The sequence below is a fragment of the Caulobacter sp. Root343 genome (assembly GCF_001425745.1).
Taxonomy (GTDB): Bacteria; Pseudomonadota; Alphaproteobacteria; order Caulobacterales; family Caulobacteraceae; genus Caulobacter.
Genome location: NZ_LMDF01000010.1, coordinates 115947 through 132136, shown reverse-complemented (window position 1 = coordinate 132136; position 16190 = coordinate 115947). Strand labels below are relative to the sequence as shown.

Sequence of the window (16190 nt, the reverse complement as noted above, 5' to 3'; positions counted from 1 at the left end):
GTCGGGAGGCGCGGCGTCGATCGCGGCTAGCCCCTCAAATCGCTCCAGACCTGCGCGAAGAAGGGGTTGCGCTTTGCTTCCTGACTATCGGCGTCCGTATCCCCGACCCGAACAGGACCCCAGTGGCCGCCCTTTAGGTAGAGGCGCGGCGTCCTCTCGAAAATCTGACCGTCTGAGGCGCGCCAGGACACCGCCTGATCGGGGCCATCGTAGGCTTGAGCCAAACAGGCTCCACCGCGGAACTCGGCCGCTTGGCGAAGATCGTCTAGCCGCAAGTCCTCAATGGCCCGGGTCTCGTCATAGCCGTGGTCGAGCAGGGTGGGAGCGTTCGAGGGCTTGGCAAACTCGAACTTGTCCCAATCGCGCGGGATGGCTTCCCAGGCCTCCCGCGATCCGAAGTAAGCACGGATCTTGTCGGTCTCATTTGCCTCGAACCAATGGAGGGAGCCGCCCGGAGCCTTTGCGAGGGTTTCAATGCGCTTGCGCACCGCGCCCGGAAAGAGCTTTGGAAACTGGCGCACGACCCACGGGGTGTGTTTCGGCGCCGCCTTGAAATAGTCGTCCAGCGACTGCTGACGAAAGGGCACGAGCGCTTCGAGCTTGTCGGAATCGGCGTACCATTGGCCGTGAAAGTTACGCGTGGCGAACCAGTGCGGCTGCAAGATTGATTGATACTGCGGCATGGTTCGGGCCATGAACTGGTGGTTAACAACCCGGGAAGCCGCGCCGCCCCCAATATTGTAGAAGCCCCTCCAAAATTCGGCGGGGACATCATCACCGCACACCGCCGCCATCAGACGCCCGCTGTCGTGCGCCGTCGACCACTCGAAAACGCCATTGAGCGGATTGTGGAACATGATTGGGTCGAAGATCTTCCACATCTCATAGTGCGCCATGCCGCTCTGACGTAGCGACGCCCAATATTTAAGACCGCTTTCGGCGACGATCGCTTCGCCAAGGGTCTTTGAAACGGCATAGTGACAGAAGGCCGTCAGCTTGATCGGATCGCCTGTACGGCCCCAGTGGACCGGTGCGTTGCGGCTGCCGGTCTCAGCGACCGTACCGATGTAGATCAAGCGGGTGCGCTGGGCGCCGCCGTCCGCGTGAATCGCGTCCACGACGTTCTGTGTCCCACCAACATTGACGCGGTGCACCACATCGGGCGGGAGGCGGTCGGCGAGCGGTGAGACCAGGGCGCCCATGTGCAGAACGACGTCGGCGCCGGCCACGCCCGCGCGCACAGAGGCCGCGTCGGTCAAGTCGCCCCAGAAGATAGTCGCCAGGCCGCGACGCTGGATGTCGCGCACGACAGGATGACTTTTTTCTTCCGGCCTGACCAACACGCGGAGGTCCAGGTCCTGGCGCTTGGCGGCTATGGCTTTGACGGCCTCGCGCCCCATGGCCCCTGTTGCGCCGGTTAGGAACACCACCTTGCGACTGCCGCCCATTTCGTTTCCGCCTTTTGTGCTGCGAACTGGCTGCCCGCAATCGTACGATATCGTCCTATTAGAGCGGAAGCAGAACGCCGCGTCGACCCCGCGTGCGTCAGCGGATGAAACGATCTCTCGTCCGCTGTTTCAGAGCCGCGTGGGCGGACAGAAACACGGCTCGGCCTTTCACTTGATCGAAGTCCACTCGCGGGGGCTTGCTCGGGCCGGCGCTCGGCTGCATTGGCCTTAACCGTCGATGGTGGCGGAAGTCAGCACGCCGAATGGAGAGCTGCTAAGCTGCAGCTCACTGTTTTTCGAGTTCGTCGTCCGAGGCGCATCGCCACGATTGCACTGTTCGGCACTGCTATGGCTGCGCATAGTCAGACCAAATGCAGAGGCATAGGAGCCGTCATGAACGTCACGCGAAAGATCAGCGCGATCCTGACAGCTAAGCCCGGACGGGCTGGCGACCTCGAAGCACTTCTTACGGCATTGGCAGCCTCAAGCCGCGCCGAGCCCGGAAACCTTCGCTGGGACATCTGGAAAAGCTGCGATGATGCGAATGTCTTTGTGCTCGACGAGCTCTACGAGGACGAGAGCGCGGTCCTGACGCACCGCGCGACGGCGCACTTCAAGGACTATCTCTCCAAGATCTCTGACCTCGCTGACCGGGTTGCGATCGTATCGAAACCCTTGGACGCGACGAGCAGCGTCCTGGGTTAAGCAGCGTTTGGCAGGTCTGGACTTGGCACAGGCATAGGTTAGGGGCCGGCGAGAGTTAGCGCTCAGCCCGGTTGCGTCTAACTAAGATTATCGGAAATAATGTTGGATGATGATTATTAGCCGGAACTTATTGTCACGCCTCACATTTGATGACCCCGTTAGTTGCTGTCCCAAAATCCGGCAGAATTGTCGTCCATCGGGCGTCAGAGCTGTTGTCCAGTGAGCGCACCCGCTCCGCGACGATCGCCAAGGCAGGCCTCGTTGAGCAGCAACTCGAGGCGCAACAATCGCCCGCCGACGCCGCCAATCCTGCCGAACAGTTGCAGGCTCCTTGCGATATCCGAGCGCCGAAATCGAGCTGGACCGCTCAGCCGCTTGTGAGATGCCGAACCGGTGAATGAAGAGCGCTGGCGGCGGGGAGTCGGTGGCGCGGATCAGGCGCGCTGTGACATAGCCGTGGCGAGCGTGCAGCCGGCGCAGGTGGTCGAGAAGTTCGTCGTCAGAGTACTGGCCATCCACGCTCGGCCACCTGGGAACGGTTACTCTCCGAGGCGGCAAGCCAGCCCGCTGGGCCGACGTCCGGGCCATGCCGCGTCGCTTGAACTCGACGTAGTCATACGGCACGCCCGCCAGCCGATAGGCGTTTGAGAGGTTTCCGAAGTGGTACCGGTAAAGGAAAGCGGACGGTAAAGAGGGATCGGCGTTGAGCATGGCTTCGCTTAAGTGACCCTCTCGCTCGTACACCGCGCGGAGAACCGCCAGCATTTCTTCTTTGGCGACCAGCCCTTCCATCCTCGGACGGCGCCGCCAACGCTCATTCTGGTATCCGAGGGCGTCGTATGCAGCCTGGAGCGACCCTCGGATCGGTCGGCGGCGTGATGCGGTCGATGAAGTAGATATAGCCCGGGTCGCGTTGAACGCCGCATGCCTTGGCTGCGTCGCGCTTGGCCTTGTCGAAGAACAGGGTCTTGCTGTCGACCTCGATCTTGGCGAAGTAGGCGACGTGCTGAGCGTCGGTCGAGCGAAAGCAGTAGGCCCGCTCGGGCAGTTGGATCGACCCATTTCCCAGGCGTTCGCCCTCGCCCGAGAAATAAGAGAACGCGCGGTCAGTCTCGTAGCGGCCGTCCTCGTCGTAGAACGACACGGCGTAGGGGACGCGCTCACCGTCTCCCAGGCTGAAGACGTGCGGCAGGATTCTGTAGGCGTAGATACCTCCGCCGTTGCCCCTGCGGTCGGGTACAACCGTGAAGCCCATGCGTCGCCAGAAGGGCTCAGCGCTCTCGGGGGCGATCTCGATCTCCACGACCGAGCGTCCCAGATTGAAGGCCGTGGCGATCATGAATTCAGCAAGGGTCCGGCCGTAACCGCGGCCGCGCAGGTCCGGCCTGATCTCCAGAATGTCCGTGCCGTCCAGGAACCCGACGACCTCGCCATCGACCACCAAGATATCGACACGGGCGGAGCCTTCACGCCAGGTGCGCTTGACGCTGTCCCAATTGCAGCGAAAGCCCCGCACGGGCGGATCGCCGTCGTAGCCCTCCGCGATCCACGCGGCGTGCCCGGGCCTATAGAGCGCCTCCTCCGCGTCGAGCCAGGCTTCGACCTCGGCCATGGTCGCTTCGGTCGCGGGGAGGATGGTTTGGGTCATGGGGACACCCTAGCATCGCCCCTCCGGGGGGCCACCCTTCCCTATCGATCCGAAGGTCTCTGTCGCGGGCGGGCTCACGCCACTAGCGGAACTTGGCACGGCTCCAGGAAGGCGACGTTCAGCACCCCCTCAACGCGCGTCTCGCCCTACGGACCAAAGCCATAGTACCGCCGAACCTCCGGATCGCGCTGCGGTCCTGGTTCGAACACCTCGAGCAGAACCCCATCCGGGGCCTCAAGCATGAAGTAACCGCTGCCGCCGCTGCGCCGAACTGGATTGCGGATGGGTACGCCGGCAGCGACCATGCGGTCGTGGAGATCATCCAGGCCGACGACCTGCATGCCCAGGTGATGCACGGCGTTGCGGCCCAGGTCGCGCGGCGCCTGGTCGTAGAGGTGCATCGCCCCGATGCCGATCTTCATGAACACATTGCGCGCGCCGGCGTAGTCGCCGTCCCAAGTCACCTCCGCGTCGAACCAGGTCCGATAGAAGGCGATGGTGCGTTCGATGTCGGAGGCGAAGAGGTGGATGTGCTGGAGATGGTAGCGCTGGGCCGAGCCGTAGGGGTAGTTCCAGTCGCCGACGTCCTTCTCCAGGGCTTCGGCGCTCGTCATGCCGACCGCCGCCCTTCGATCTCGGCCTGAATGGCCGTGACCCGTTCGGGCGTGAAGACGCCGCTGGCCAGGAGGTCGAGGATCGACAGCACGCCGCCGCGCGAGCCCCAGGAACCCTCGTCGATCACGCGGAACATCACCCACCAGGCCGGCGCCGGCGCGCTCAGCCCGCAGGCCTCGGCCATGGACGCCAGAATGTTGCGGATCACCTGCTCACGTACCGGCTGGGGCCAGGCCGCGTCCATGACCGCCACGTCGATGGACATGACATCGACCGGCTGATCGACCAGCAGCTTGCCGCCGATGGCCATGGCGTCCGGCTCCAGCTCGACGAAGCGAACCTGGAACCCCACCCGGGCTGGTGGGGCGGGCTGGCCGACCTCCGGCACGAGCACAGCGTCGGTCAGGGTTTCGGCCAGACGGCGGCGTTGGTCGAGGTCGAGACGGCCCTTGGGCGCGGTCACGGTGACGATGGTCATGGCTCTATTTCCCGGTGAAGACGGCGGGACGCCGCTCGATGAATGACATGACGCCTTCCATGGCGTCGGCGCTGGCCAGGACCCGCTCGCGGATCTTCGGCGTATAGGCGATTGCCGCCGCTTCGCCGCCTTCGAGGAACGTCAGGGCCGCCTGCTTGGTGACCTGGATCCCCAGCGGCGCGTTCTCGGTGATGCGCTGCGCCAAGGCCATGGCCCGGTCGACCTGCTGGCCAGCCGGCACCACTTCCTGGACGAGACCGATCTTGAAGGCCCGCTCGGCGTCGAACTCGTCGCAGAGCAGCAGATGGTACATGGCGTCGCCCCAGCCGGCGCGGGTCAGGTAGCGGAAGTGAGCCCCGCCCAACGGCGCGATGCCGCGCTTGGCCTCCAGCTGGGCGAAACGGCTGGTGTCGGCGGCCACCACGATGTCGCCGGCCAGCATCAACTCGACGCCCACCGTATAGACCAGCCCCTGGACGGCGGTGACGATCGGCTTGCGGCAGCGCTTCTTCAGGCCCAGCGGGTCTATCGCGTCGTCGGGGATCGCCTTGGGCGAGGCGCCCGGCCCGAAGAACTTGGGCATGTCGAGCCCGGCCGTGAAGTGGTCGCCGGCCGCGCAGACCACCCCGGCCCACAGCGCGTCGTCCTCATCGAGCTCGGTGAGCGCCGTCGAAAGCTGCAGCATCATCTCCGGCGAGAACGCGTTGCGCTTGGCGACATTGTCGATGGTGATCTTCAGCACCCGGCCGTGGCGCTCGAGACGGACATGGCCTTCGGGAACGGTCGTCATGCTCTCTCCCTTGCGCGCGTTCTTTGACGCGGACTCTTTCAGCATGATAAGTATCATGCAGCTTAAATCACCATGATGGTCATCATACAGACTGTCAACTGCGGAGCAGCACATGGGACATTCGCGCGCCGAGAAGGCCGAGAGCCGTGAGCGCATCCTGGGGATCGCTGCCCGCCAGATCCGCGAGGGCGGCCTCGACAGCGTCAGCATTGCCGACGTGATGAAGGCCGCGAACCTGACCCATGGCGGTTTCTACGGTCACTTCCCCTCGCGCACGGCCCTGATCGCCGCCGCCCTGGAACGCGCGCTCCTCGACGGCGAGGCCGCCTCGCTGGCCGCGTCCGGCGCCAAGGGCGCGCCGACCTTGAAGTCGATCGCCAACAGCTATCTGAGTCCTGTGCATCGCGATCACGTCGGGGAAGGCTGCGCGATCTCGGCGCTCGCCGGCGACGCCGGCCGGGCCGAACCCGAGGTCCGCGACGTCATGCGCGAGCGGCTGGAGGACTATTTCAGCCGGACGACGGCAGTGATCGGAGACGTTCCCGACGCCGAGGCCCTGGCCATATCCAGCTGGTGCACGATGATCGGCGCGATGATGCTGTCGCGGGTCTACAAGGACGACCCGCGCTCGGACGAGATCCTGCGCCTGGCCCGGCGGACGGTCCTCGACCTGGAAGCCCGCGCGCGCGAAACGGCGCAAACCTAGACGGCGGCGCCAAGCTCGGCGTTCAGGCGGGCGAACGCCGCCTGGAGATGTTCGGTGAGCGGCCTTCGGCCCTCTTCATTGACCCAGGCGTCGAGCGAAAGCCGCATCGCCCCCAGGCCGACCATCGCCGCTAGGCGCAGTCCGTCTCGTCGCGCCTCGTCAGGCCAAAGCGCGCACAACGCCTCGAAAGCCGCCTGCTCCATGTTCAGAAACTTGACCTGATTGCCGGCGCGCAGCTGCTCGGACGAGCGCACGATCTTGCTGATCGTGATCGCCACGTCCGGACGCATGTCCGCCGCCAAGGCGGTCACCGCCGACTGGACGGCGGCGAGTGGCGACACAGCCGACCCCTGCTCCAGCACGGCCGCGCGCACCCTGTCGGGCAGCGCGCCCTGCCAGGCCAGGATGATCTCTTCCTTTGACTTGAAGTAGTGGAAGAAGGTGCGGCGGGCGATCCCCGAGGCCTCGGCGATCGCGTCCAGGGTCGTGGCTTCGTAGCCGTTGGCGATGAAGAGCTTCAGGCCCGTCTCGGTGATGCGTTGACGGGTTTCGCGGCGCTTGCGCTCACGCAAGCCGCCCTGACCCTCTGAGATCGGTTCCATGCCCCAGCCATGCCATGGACCGGCCTTCTTGTAAATTTGCACCTAGTGCAGTATTGATTCTGCACCGAGTGCAATTTTGAACCTTGCGCTCCCATTCCCCCTCCATTTCGGAAGCTAAGCATGAGAGCCGTACGCATCCACCGTTTCAACGACACGCCCCGCATCGAGGACGCGCCGACGCCCGACGTCGAAACCGGCGAGGTGCTGGTGCGCGTGCAGGCCGCCGCGCTCAACCCGCTCGACGCGCTGGTCGTGTCGGGGTTCGCCCAGCACTTCTTCGACATCAGGCTGCCGATCACCCTGGCCACCGACTTCGCCGGCGTCATTGAGCGGGTCGGCTCGGGCGTCACCCAATGGAAGGCCGGCGACCAGGTGATCGCCTGGGCCGACGCGGGGGTCAGCGGCGGCCTGGCCGATTTCGCGGTCGTGCCAGCCAGCGCCTGCGTGGCGTTGCCCGACGCCCTGTCGGCGGCGCAAGGCAGCGCAATCCCGACCGCGGGGATCACCGCTTGGCACGCCCTGTTCTCCAGCGCCAAGCTGAAGGCCGGCGAGACCGTCCTGATCCACGGTGCGGCGGGCGGTGTCGGCGGCTTCGCCGTTCAGTTCGCCCACATGGCCGGGGCGCGGGTAATCGCCACCGCCTCGGGCGACGGCCTCGCCCTGGCGCGCGACCTGGGGGCCGATGAGGTGATCGACTACCAGGCGCGGGACTTCACTACGGCGGTGTCGGGCGTCGACGTCGTGCTCGATCTGGTCGGCGGCGAAACGCAGAGCCGCTCCTACTCGGTCCTGCGCCCAGGCGGCCGGCTGGTCTCCACCGCCATGCCGCCCGACGAGGCCATGGCCAAGGCCCATGGCGTCGAGGCCAGCATCTTCTACGCCAAACCCTACGCCGATCGCCTGGGCGACCTCGTCGCGATGATCGTCGGCAACGGGCTGAAGGTCGTCATCGACCGCCAGGTCTCGATCGACGCCTTCGACGAGGCCTGGGCCCGCCAGACCTCCGGTCGGGCGCGCGGCAAGATCGTCGTCTCGCTGTCCTGACTTCCGCCACCAACCCACGGAAACTCCCGATGAGCACCTCTTCCCTTGGCGGCGCGTTCACCCTTCCCGGCACGTCGCTGAGCCTCAAGCGCATGGGTTACGGCGCCATGCAGTTGCCCGGCCCGCACGTCTGGGGCCCGCCCCGCGACAAGGCCGCCGCCCTGGCCGTCCTGCGCGACGTCGTCGCCCTGGGCGCCAACCACATCGACACGGCCGAATTCTACGGTCCCGGCGTCGCCAACTCGCTGATCCGCGAAGCGCTCGCGCCCTATCCCAGAGGCCTGACGATCATCACCAAGGTCGGCTTCGTCCGCGGCCCGGAGGGATCCTGGGCGCCCGACCATACGCCCGAGGGCCTCACCCGCGCGGTGCACGAGAACCTCTCCAGCCTCGATCTGGAGGCGCTGGACGTCGTCAATCTGAGGCTGGGCGGCCCTCATGGCCCCGACGAGCGATCCGTGGCCGAGCCGTTGGGCGTGCTGGTCGAGCTCCAGCGTCAGGGCCTGATCCGCCACATCGGCCTGAGCAGCGTCTCGCCGGCCCAGTTCGCTGAAGCTAGGGCGATCGCCGACATCGTTTGCGTCCAGAACCAGTACAATCTGGCGCAGCGCGGCGACGATGAGTTCATCGACGCGCTGGCCGCCGAGGGCGTGGCCTACGTGCCCTTCTTCCCCCTGGGCGGCTTTTCGCCTCTGCAATCGTCGCGGCTCTCCGAGGTGGCGGCCGAGCTGGGCGCCAGCCCCAAGCAGGTCGCGCTGGCCTGGCTGCTGCAGCGCTCGCCGAACATCCTGGTGATCGCGGGCACCTCTTCGCAGGCGCACCTGCGGGAGAACTTCGCCTCGGCGGACCTGGCGCTCTCGCCAGCGCAGGTCACCGCGCTCGACGGGATCGGCGGCGGAGAGTGAAAGGTCGAGCCATCGCCGCGCCCGCCTTGCACTTTCGACCTATAATGATATCGATATCAAAGATCGCGACAAACAGCGGCGTCGAGGAGGAAACGTGAGGCTTAGGAACAGGTGGCTCGCGCGCGCTACGACTTTGCTAGCCTCTTCCCTGCTGCTGGGCGGCGCGGCGCTCGCCGACACCCTGCGGACCTATTCCGTTCCGCCCGCCCTGCTCTACTCGGCCCATAACGATGACTTCACCGTGCGCGTGCGCACGCCGGGCGGCGAATGGCGCGACGTCTACGAGTATCGCGTGCAGGTCGACACCGACACCAAGCAGAACGCCTCGATGGTCTATTTCGACTTCGAGGGAAGCGTCGAGCTGGAGGTGTTGAAGAACAACGGCAGGTTCGACCAGGTCTTGGTCGCGCCGCTGTCCAGCAAGGTCCGGCCTCAACGCGTGGGCGCCGTCGTGCGCATGACCTTGACGAGGCCGGAGCGCTTTTCGCTGCAGTTCGACGACGACCGGCTGCACAACCTGCACATCATCGCCGGAAAGCCCCCTGCCCCGCGCCCGGCTGGGGACGACGTCGTCTACTTCGAGCCCGGCGTCCACACCCCGCCGCCGGGGCTGGACTATTTTCCGGTCAAGTCGGGGCAGCGCGTCTATCTCGAAGGCGGCGCGGTCCTGAAGGGGGCCTTCGACCTGAACGGCGTCACCGACGTGAAGATCTCCGGACGCGGCCTGCTCTGGGATCCCGGGCGCGGGATCGACCTGGACAAGGCCAGCAACATCGAGATCTCAGACCTGATCCTCGTCAACAGCGACCGCAAGGACGCCGCGCGGGTGATGAACATCCGCAACTCGCAAGACGTCAGCGTCCATGACCTGACCGGCTTCACCTCCGGCAAGTGGTCGGACGGCATCAACATCTCGACGTCGCGCCGGGTGAAGATCCAGGACTGCTACCTGCGCGTGTCCGACGACGCGGTCGTGGTCTATGCCGTCGCCGACTGCCCGATCTGTCGCCAGAAGGCGGCCCAGACCGGAATTCCAGACCCCAACCCGCCGGGCGACACCGCCGACATCGAGGTTCGAAACATGCGCCTCTGGGTCGATGTCGCCCACGCCCTCTATGTCGGCCATTTCGGCGACAACGCCGATCCGCGCACGATCAGGAACATCACCTTCGACAACATCGACGTCGCCAACCTCGACGAGGACGATCCGGACTGGGAGGGCGTGATGGCGATCTATTCGGGCGACGGCACGCTGATCCGCGACGTGACCTTCAGCGACATCCGCGTCGACCGCATCGAGGAAGGCAAGCTGATCAACATCGTGGCCGGGAACAACCCGCGCTACAACAAGGCCCCTGGTCGCGGGATCGACGGCGTCACCCTGCGCGACGTCACCTTCACGGGCGAAGGCCTACCGAGCGCATCGATCATCAAGGGCCTCTCGCCCCAGACAGCCGTCAAGAACGTCACCATCGAGAACCTGCGCATCGGCGGAAAGCCGATCAAGGAGCCGAAGGATGGCGACATCGCCATCGGCAGTGATGTCGTGGGTCTGACGATCCGCTAGCTAGCGTCGCCGTCGCCACGGCTCGCGCCAGAAGCTGACGGTGGCTCCTCTCCAGGAGCCGGACGTTGAGCATCCAGCCGCGAAAACCGTCGCCGGCCTTCTGGACCCATTCACGTCGAAACTCAGAAGCGGTCCTTGCGCGCCAATGCAATTCGCATTTTGGGTTTCTGGCAGATTTGCCCGTCGGCGACTATGGAGGCCCCCCAGCGGCAGGGTGATAGTGACCAAACCCAAGGCTGTCAGAGGCGATCTACTCGCCACAATTGCGACAAGCTGCACCGCAATCCTCGCCGCGAGTTGGGGGTGATGATCGTGCGTCTTGTCGCGTGCCTGCTGTCGTTGTCAGTCATCGTCGGAGACGCCTCGGCGGCGGCGGCGCCTCATGTGGTGCCCATGGCGTCGAGCGTGCCTGGATCCGGCGCCGAGGCCGCGCGCCCCTTGAGCAAGCGCGGCGCGGACAATCTCGCCGCCTTCGCCCGGGCCTACGGATACGTGCGCTTCTTCTATCCGGGCGAGACGGCGGCGAGCACCGATTGGAACGCCGTCGCCCTCAGAGGCGTCCGAGAGGTCGAGAGTGCGACCTCGCCGACCGATCTTGCCGAGCGGCTCGAGAGGGTGCTGCGCCCGCTCGCGCCGGAGTTCCAAGCCTGGCCTACAACAGGCAAGGCGCCCAAGGCCGAGCCGATCCTGCCAGGCCCAGGCCAGCGCTGGCGACATCAGGGCATGGGCGTTGGCAAGTCGGGTATTTATACGAGCACGCGCGTTCCCGCCGAGGCCGGAGCGGCAGCCGATCTGTTCGGCGCCAGCCTGCCGGGCGGCGTCAGCGTGCGTCTTCCCCTGGTGACGCCGACCACCGGTGCGATCACTGAACAGCATCCGGACAATCTCGCGGGTCCCTCGTCGACAGAGATCGACCGAACCACCAGGCTGGCCAATGTGGTCATCGCCTGGAATGTGTTCCAGCACTTCTATCCCAATTTCGACGTGGTCGGCGTCGACTGGTCCAGCCAGCTGCGGCCAGCGCTGATGGGGGCGGCCACCGCCTCCGACGCGGTGGCCTTTCGCGCCGTGTTGAGCCGTCTGATCGCCGCCCTCGCCGATGGACACGGCGTTATCGCCTACCGCGCTTCGAGCGAGATGTTGCCCGTCGCCTGGGAATGGATCGAGGACCGGCTCGTGGTTCTGGCGGCGGCTCCAGGCACGGGCTTGTCGGTCGGCGACGTGGTGACCGCCATCGACGGTCGCGAAGTCGCCGGTCTTCTCGCCGAAGAAGAGACATTGATCTCGGGCGCGACGCCGCAGTGGAAGCGCTGGCGATCCAGCCAAGCCTTGAAAGCAGGACCCGTGGGCTCCAGAGCCGTCCTCACCGGCCAGCGGTCGGACGGCGCGGCCTTGAACATCACCGTGCAGCGGGTTCCGGTCGCCGAAGCCAGGGCCGTGCGGCCCACCCGGCCCGAGCCGCTAGCCGAGCTCGCGCCGGGGATCCTTTACATCGATCTGGACCGGGTGGGGGATGCGGATCTGAACGACGTCTGGCCCCTGCTTGCAAAGGTCAAAGGAATGATCTTCGACATGCGAGGATATCCAGCGGGCATGACACAAGAATTTCTGGCCCACTTCAGCGACCAGACGATCTATTCAGCCAGTTGGAACACTCCCGTGGCGCTGCGCCCCGATCGTCAGGCGGTGACCTGGAGCACCTCGCAATGGGTCATAAGGCCTTTAGCTCCCCGCGTGGCGGGAAGGGCCGTATTCCTCACCGACGGCCGAGCGATCAGTAGGGCCGAAGCCTTCCTGGGCGTCGTCGAAGGCGCCAAACTCGCGCCGATTGTCGGCGAAACGACGGCTGGGACCAACGGCAACGCCAATACCCTGCGTTTGCCAGGTGACTACACCGTGACTTGGACGGGGATGCGCGTGGTCAAGCAGGATGGCACGCCTCACCACGGCGTCGGAATCAAGCCCACCGTCGAGGTTCACCGCACCATCGCGGGGGTGCGCGCGGGCCGTGACGAGCAGCTCGAGACCGCCCTGGCGATCGCCCAGGGAACAGCACTGCCCCCCTAGCCGCCATGCCCGCTTCCGCCCAACGGACACCTTCAGCTGCAATAATCGAGGAGGCACAAGATAATGTTGCGCGCGGTTGCCCTGGCTATCTGTCTGACCTCGACGATGGCGAAGGCCGCCACGGCTCCCTTGCCGTTGGACGGCCAATGGCAGGTCACGGCCAGGTTTCACTCCGGCAGCGCCGCCAGCACCATGACGCTCGGCATCGAAGCCGAGCACGTCACGGGCGCGAGCGGGCCGCTCGACCAGGCTGGCCTGTTTCCCCTGACGGTCCAGGGCGAACTGAAGGACGGTCGCGCCAAGCTTCTGTTTCTGTTCCGCGATCAGGTCGTCGGCGAGGGCGTTCTCTCTCCTGCGAAAGGTAAGCTGTCGGGGCAAGGGACGCTCTATGGCGCGCGCGTCGATTTCGAGGCCGTTCGCCCGCCGACGCCTCCGGTCCAGCCTCGCACGCACGAGTACAAGCCGTCCCGCTACCAGGTCAGCTATGGGCCTGACGCGGCGCCCGTCCTAGCGATCGCGCCGGGCGACACCGTCCGGACCTCGACACTGGACAACCAGGGGCGCGACCAGGCGCTGCAGTGGCGCGGCATGCCCGGCAACACGCTGACCGGCCCGTTCTACGTCGAAGGGGCCATGCCCGGCGACACCCTGGTGGTCCACCTCGTCAAGGTCGCGCTCAACCGCGACAGCGCCGACATGTTCAGCGGCCGCCTCAGCACCAGGGCGGTGCAGCCGACTCCGGCACAGGTGCCAACCAAGGGTTGGAACAATCGCTGGTCCCTGGACAGGGACAAGGGCGTTGCAAGGCCAGCGACGCCGAGCGAACGGCTGGCCAGGTTCGAAGTCGCGCTCAAGCCGATGGTCGGATCGATCGGCGTCGCGCCGCCCGGAAGCCAGACGCTTGCAGCCGGCGACCTCGGGTTCCATGGCGGCAATCTCGACTATCCGCGACTGGTCGCTGGAAGCACGATCTATTTCCCGGTCTTCCGCCAGGGCGCGCTCCTGTCGCTGGGCGACGGCCATGCGCTTCAGGGCGACGGTGAGATCACGGGCCAGGGGCTGGAGACCTCGCTGGATGTCGAATTCAGGGTCGAGCTGGTCAAGGGCGACAACCTTGGCCAGGTTTGGTCGGAAGATGCTGACGCGGTGATGGTCTCCGGTATCGACAACACGCTCGACACCGCCCTTCAGATGGCCACCTCGGGCCTCGCCCGTTGGCTGAAGAAACACTACGGCCTTGATGATTCCGAGGTCGCGACCGTCTTGGGAACCACCGTGACCTACGAGATCGCCGAGGTGGTGGACCCGCGCCCGCACGTGGTGGCGAAACTCTCCAAGTCCACCTTAGCAATGCTTGAGCGCCGATAGGCCGCGAGGCGGACGGGGCGCTCAACGGCAGCTCACCACCTGCCGCGGAGTGTTCCCCCTTCCCTGCCGGTCCGAACGTTCGAGTTGCCGGCCGGGCTGCGCCAATAGCGGCCCTTGAGCCAGCTCCAAACTCCGGACCTTCAGCAGCATGCACCAATATCACAACAGGTCCGCCCCACGTGGTCGCACTCGCGTTGCGAGGCGGAGCGAAGCATCAAACGTCACCCACCTGACGGACAAATTCGCCTGCGAAGATCCGTGTTGGTCATTGGGAGCTCCAGCGCTAGTTTCCTCCCATGTCAGCCCTGCAGCGAAATAACGTAACCGTACGAGGCAGCGGCGAGCGTTCCATGGTGTTCGCCCACGGCTTTGGCTGCGACCAGAACATGTGGCGCTTGGTGGCCCCGGCGTTTGAGACGCAATTTCGAACGGTGCTCTTCGATCACGTCGGTGCGGGCCATTCGGACCTGACCGCATATGACTACGTGAAATACAGCGACCTCTCCGGCTATGCCGACGACCTGGTCGAGATCGGCCGGGAACTTGGCCTGACCAAGGCGGTGTTCGTCGGACACTCGGTCAGCGGCATGATCGGCGTCCTGGCCGCCAACAAGGCTCCGGACCTGTTTGAGAAGCTGGTCCTAGTCGGCCCCTCCCCGCGCTACATCGACGATGACGGCTATGTCGGGGGCTTCGAGCCGCAACAGATCGAAGAGCTCCTGGAGTTTCTAGCCGACAATCACCTGGGATGGTCGGCGACCATGGCGCCGGCGATCATGGGCAATTCAGACCGTCCCGAGCTGGGCGAGGAACTGGCCGCCAGCTTCTGCACGACCGATCCCAAGATCGCGGCGCACTTCGCCAGGGTGACGTTCACCAGCGACAACCGTGACGACTTGGCGGCCTGCACGATCCCATGCCTGATCCTCCAGTGCAGCGACGACATCATCGCCCCGCTCGCGGTCGGCGACTATCTCCAAGAGCGCCTGGCCGGAAGCACCTTGAAGGTCATGAAGGCCACTGGTCATTGTCCCAACCTCAGCGCGCCCGCCGAGGTGGTCGAGGCTATGCGAAGCTTTGTCTGAGCCAGCCCAGGACAATGACCTCAAGGACCTCTTCGAGAACGCGCCGTGCGGCTACCTCTCGCTTGGTCCCAACGGACGCGTCGTCAAGGCGAACAAGACCCTCGGCGGGTGGCTTGGGCGCGATCCTGCGTCGGTCCTCGACAAGCCGTTCTATGACCTGCTGCCGATCGCTGGCCGCATGTACTTCGAAACCCACCTCAAGCCGCAGCTGGCGATGCAGGGCTTCTTCAACGAGGTTGCCCTGGAGCTGATCCAAGCGAGCGGCGAGCGACTTCCCGTCATCGCCAATGGGCTCGAGCGCCGTGACGCAGAGGGTCAGGCTCAATTCACTCGCATCACCCTATTTGTGGCCGTCGAGCGTCGGCGTTACGAACGCAATCTTCTGGCCGCCCAGGTGCAGGCCGAAAGCACTGGAGAGCAGATCCGCTCGCGGCTGGAGGAGGAACAGGAGACCTCGCAGCTGCGCGAACAGTTCATCGCGGTGCTCGGCCACGATCTGCGCAATCCCCTGGCCGCGATCATGGGCGCGGCTCGCCTGCTGCGCCGTGAACCGCTCAGCGACAAGGGCGCGCACATCCTGTCGCTGATGAACGACAGCGTCACACGGATGAGCGGCCTTGTGGACAACGTGCTCGATTTCGCGCGCGGACGGCTGGGCGGTGGCCTGACCCTGTCACGCGACGCCGTCGCACCCCTCGGCCCCGTGCTTGAGCAGGTGGTCGCCGAGCTGAGGGCCGGGCCTTCAGGCCAGACGATCGAGACCCACTTCGACCTGGTCGAGCCGATCGACTGCGACCGCTCGCGGATCGGTCAGCTCGTCTCGAACCTCTTGGGCAACGCCATTATTCACGGCGCACCCGACCAGCCGGTGCGGGTCTATGCGACCAATGTCGGCGGCAGACTTGAGATTTCAGTCGCCAACGGCGGCGAACCGATCGCGGAAGCCGCTCGTCAGCGGCTGTTCCAGCCGTTCTTCCGCGGCGAGGTCCGCCCCAGCCAACAAGGGCTGGGCCTGGGACTGCACATCGCCTCTGAGATCGCCAAGGCGCACGGTGGCCAGATCGTCGTGACCTCCGACGCCGAAGAAACCCGGTTTACGTTCACCATGCCGTTGCCGGGCCACGCCGCCTGATCCGACGAGCCGTGCGCCGCGCGCCTTAGG

General features: G+C 65.6%; 15 protein-coding genes. 9 read left to right on the top strand and 6 right to left on the bottom strand.

Annotation, left to right across the window (positions count from 1 at the left end; all coding sequences use genetic code 11):
- Positions 1 to 26 precede the first annotated feature (26 nt).
- Positions 27 to 1448 carry an NAD(P)-dependent oxidoreductase gene (locus ASC70_RS21495; RefSeq protein WP_056054418.1) on the bottom strand — a complete coding sequence of 474 codons (1422 nt, stop codon included), beginning with the start codon at positions 1446 to 1448 and terminating at the stop codon, positions 27 to 29.
- 393 nt (positions 1449 to 1841) lie between these two features.
- Here ASC70_RS21495 and ASC70_RS21490 point away from each other — a divergent pair, with 393 nt between their 5' ends.
- Positions 1842 to 2153 (top strand): putative quinol monooxygenase, encoded by a 312-nt coding sequence (locus ASC70_RS21490; RefSeq protein ID WP_056054415.1) that lies wholly within the window; start codon positions 1842 to 1844, stop codon positions 2151 to 2153.
- 814 nt (positions 2154 to 2967) lie between these two features.
- Here ASC70_RS21490 and ASC70_RS21485 read toward each other — a convergent pair.
- The 4 genes from ASC70_RS21485 to ASC70_RS21470 form a co-directional block, all read right to left on the bottom strand.
- On the bottom strand, positions 2968 to 3801 hold the full coding sequence (locus ASC70_RS21485) for a GNAT family N-acetyltransferase (protein WP_056054412.1): 834 nt from the start codon (positions 3799 to 3801) through the stop codon (positions 2968 to 2970).
- 146 nt (positions 3802 to 3947) lie between these two features.
- Complete coding sequence (locus ASC70_RS21480) at positions 3948 to 4415, bottom strand: VOC family protein (protein ID WP_056054409.1); 468 nt, start codon at positions 4413 to 4415, stop codon at positions 3948 to 3950.
- Positions 4412 to 4894, bottom strand: coding sequence for a hypothetical protein (locus ASC70_RS21475; protein ID WP_056054407.1), 483 nt, complete (start codon positions 4892 to 4894; stop codon positions 4412 to 4414). Before ASC70_RS21475 ends, ASC70_RS21480 begins: the two co-directional genes overlap by 4 nt.
- Before the next feature lie 4 nt (positions 4895 to 4898).
- A complete protein-coding gene (locus ASC70_RS21470) occupies positions 4899 to 5684 on the bottom strand; it encodes a crotonase/enoyl-CoA hydratase family protein (RefSeq protein ID WP_056054404.1) in 786 nt (261 codons plus the stop codon).
- A gap of 112 nt (positions 5685 to 5796) precedes the next feature.
- On the opposite strand from ASC70_RS21470, the gene ASC70_RS21465 reads away from it, so the two are divergent.
- On the top strand, positions 5797 to 6390 hold the full coding sequence (locus ASC70_RS21465) for a TetR/AcrR family transcriptional regulator (RefSeq protein WP_056054401.1): 594 nt from the start codon (positions 5797 to 5799) through the stop codon (positions 6388 to 6390).
- Here the strand turns inward: ASC70_RS21465 and ASC70_RS21460 are convergent.
- Positions 6387 to 6992: a TetR/AcrR family transcriptional regulator gene (locus ASC70_RS21460; protein ID WP_056054398.1), complete on the bottom strand. Its 606-nt coding sequence runs from the start codon at positions 6990 to 6992 to the stop codon at positions 6387 to 6389. The two genes, ASC70_RS21465 and ASC70_RS21460, sit on opposite strands and share 4 nt — an antisense overlap.
- A gap of 120 nt (positions 6993 to 7112) precedes the next feature.
- Between ASC70_RS21460 and ASC70_RS21455 the strand changes: the two genes are divergently transcribed.
- The 7 genes from ASC70_RS21455 to ASC70_RS21425 all read left to right on the top strand — a co-directional run bounded on the left by ASC70_RS21455 (position 7113) and on the right by ASC70_RS21425 (position 16160).
- Complete coding sequence (locus ASC70_RS21455; RefSeq protein WP_056054394.1) at positions 7113 to 8036, top strand: NADP-dependent oxidoreductase; 924 nt, start codon at positions 7113 to 7115, stop codon at positions 8034 to 8036.
- A gap of 29 nt (positions 8037 to 8065) precedes the next feature.
- Positions 8066 to 8941, top strand: a complete 876-nt coding sequence (locus tag ASC70_RS21450) for an aldo/keto reductase family oxidoreductase (RefSeq protein ID WP_056054391.1) — start codon at positions 8066 to 8068, stop codon at positions 8939 to 8941.
- 133 nt (positions 8942 to 9074) lie between these two features.
- Positions 9075 to 10508 (top strand): glycosyl hydrolase family 28 protein, encoded by a 1434-nt coding sequence (locus ASC70_RS21445; RefSeq protein ID WP_056054388.1) that lies wholly within the window; start codon positions 9075 to 9077, stop codon positions 10506 to 10508.
- Positions 10509 to 10814: 306 nt separating this feature from the next.
- A complete protein-coding gene (locus ASC70_RS21440) occupies positions 10815 to 12575 on the top strand; it encodes a S41 family peptidase (protein ID WP_056054385.1) in 1761 nt (586 codons plus the stop codon).
- A 63-nt stretch (positions 12576 to 12638) separates the two neighbouring features.
- Positions 12639 to 13943, top strand: coding sequence for an acetamidase/formamidase family protein (locus tag ASC70_RS21435; RefSeq protein WP_056054382.1), 1305 nt, complete (start codon positions 12639 to 12641; stop codon positions 13941 to 13943).
- A gap of 350 nt (positions 13944 to 14293) precedes the next feature.
- Positions 14294 to 15028: an alpha/beta fold hydrolase gene (locus ASC70_RS21430; protein WP_235519548.1), complete on the top strand. Its 735-nt coding sequence runs from the start codon at positions 14294 to 14296 to the stop codon at positions 15026 to 15028.
- On the top strand, positions 15021 to 16160 hold the full coding sequence (locus ASC70_RS21425) for a PAS domain-containing sensor histidine kinase (protein ID WP_056054376.1): 1140 nt from the start codon (positions 15021 to 15023) through the stop codon (positions 16158 to 16160). Before ASC70_RS21430 ends, ASC70_RS21425 begins: the two co-directional genes overlap by 8 nt.
- Positions 16161 to 16190: the final 30 nt, after the last annotated feature.

Excerpts from the sequence above, each read along its gene's own strand:
- ASC70_RS21450 (WP_056054391.1), top strand. The coding sequence starts at position 8,066 with ATGAGCACCTCTTCCCTTGGCGGCGCGTTCACCCTTCCCGGCACGTCG.
- ASC70_RS21455 (WP_056054394.1), top strand. The coding sequence starts at position 7,113 with ATGAGAGCCGTACGCATCCACCGTTTCAACGACACGCCCCGCATCGAG.
- ASC70_RS21480 (WP_056054409.1), bottom strand. The coding sequence starts at position 4,415 with ATGACGAGCGCCGAAGCCCTGGAGAAGGACGTCGGCGACTGGAACTAC.
- ASC70_RS21485 (WP_056054412.1), bottom strand. The coding sequence starts at position 3,801 with ATGACCCAAACCATCCTCCCCGCGACCGAAGCGACCATGGCCGAGGTC.
- ASC70_RS21430 (WP_235519548.1), top strand. The coding sequence starts at position 14,294 with ATGGTGTTCGCCCACGGCTTTGGCTGCGACCAGAACATGTGGCGCTTG.
- ASC70_RS21475 (WP_056054407.1), bottom strand. The coding sequence starts at position 4,894 with ATGACCATCGTCACCGTGACCGCGCCCAAGGGCCGTCTCGACCTCGAC.
- ASC70_RS21470 (WP_056054404.1), bottom strand. The coding sequence starts at position 5,684 with ATGACGACCGTTCCCGAAGGCCATGTCCGTCTCGAGCGCCACGGCCGG.
- ASC70_RS21490 (WP_056054415.1), top strand. The coding sequence starts at position 1,842 with ATGAACGTCACGCGAAAGATCAGCGCGATCCTGACAGCTAAGCCCGGA.
- ASC70_RS21440 (WP_056054385.1), top strand. The coding sequence starts at position 10,815 with ATGATCGTGCGTCTTGTCGCGTGCCTGCTGTCGTTGTCAGTCATCGTC.
- ASC70_RS21460 (WP_056054398.1), bottom strand. The coding sequence starts at position 6,992 with ATGGAACCGATCTCAGAGGGTCAGGGCGGCTTGCGTGAGCGCAAGCGC.
- ASC70_RS21435 (WP_056054382.1), top strand. The coding sequence starts at position 12,639 with ATGTTGCGCGCGGTTGCCCTGGCTATCTGTCTGACCTCGACGATGGCG.
- ASC70_RS21495 (WP_056054418.1), bottom strand. The coding sequence starts at position 1,448 with ATGGGCGGCAGTCGCAAGGTGGTGTTCCTAACCGGCGCAACAGGGGCC.
- ASC70_RS21465 (WP_056054401.1), top strand. The coding sequence starts at position 5,797 with ATGGGACATTCGCGCGCCGAGAAGGCCGAGAGCCGTGAGCGCATCCTG.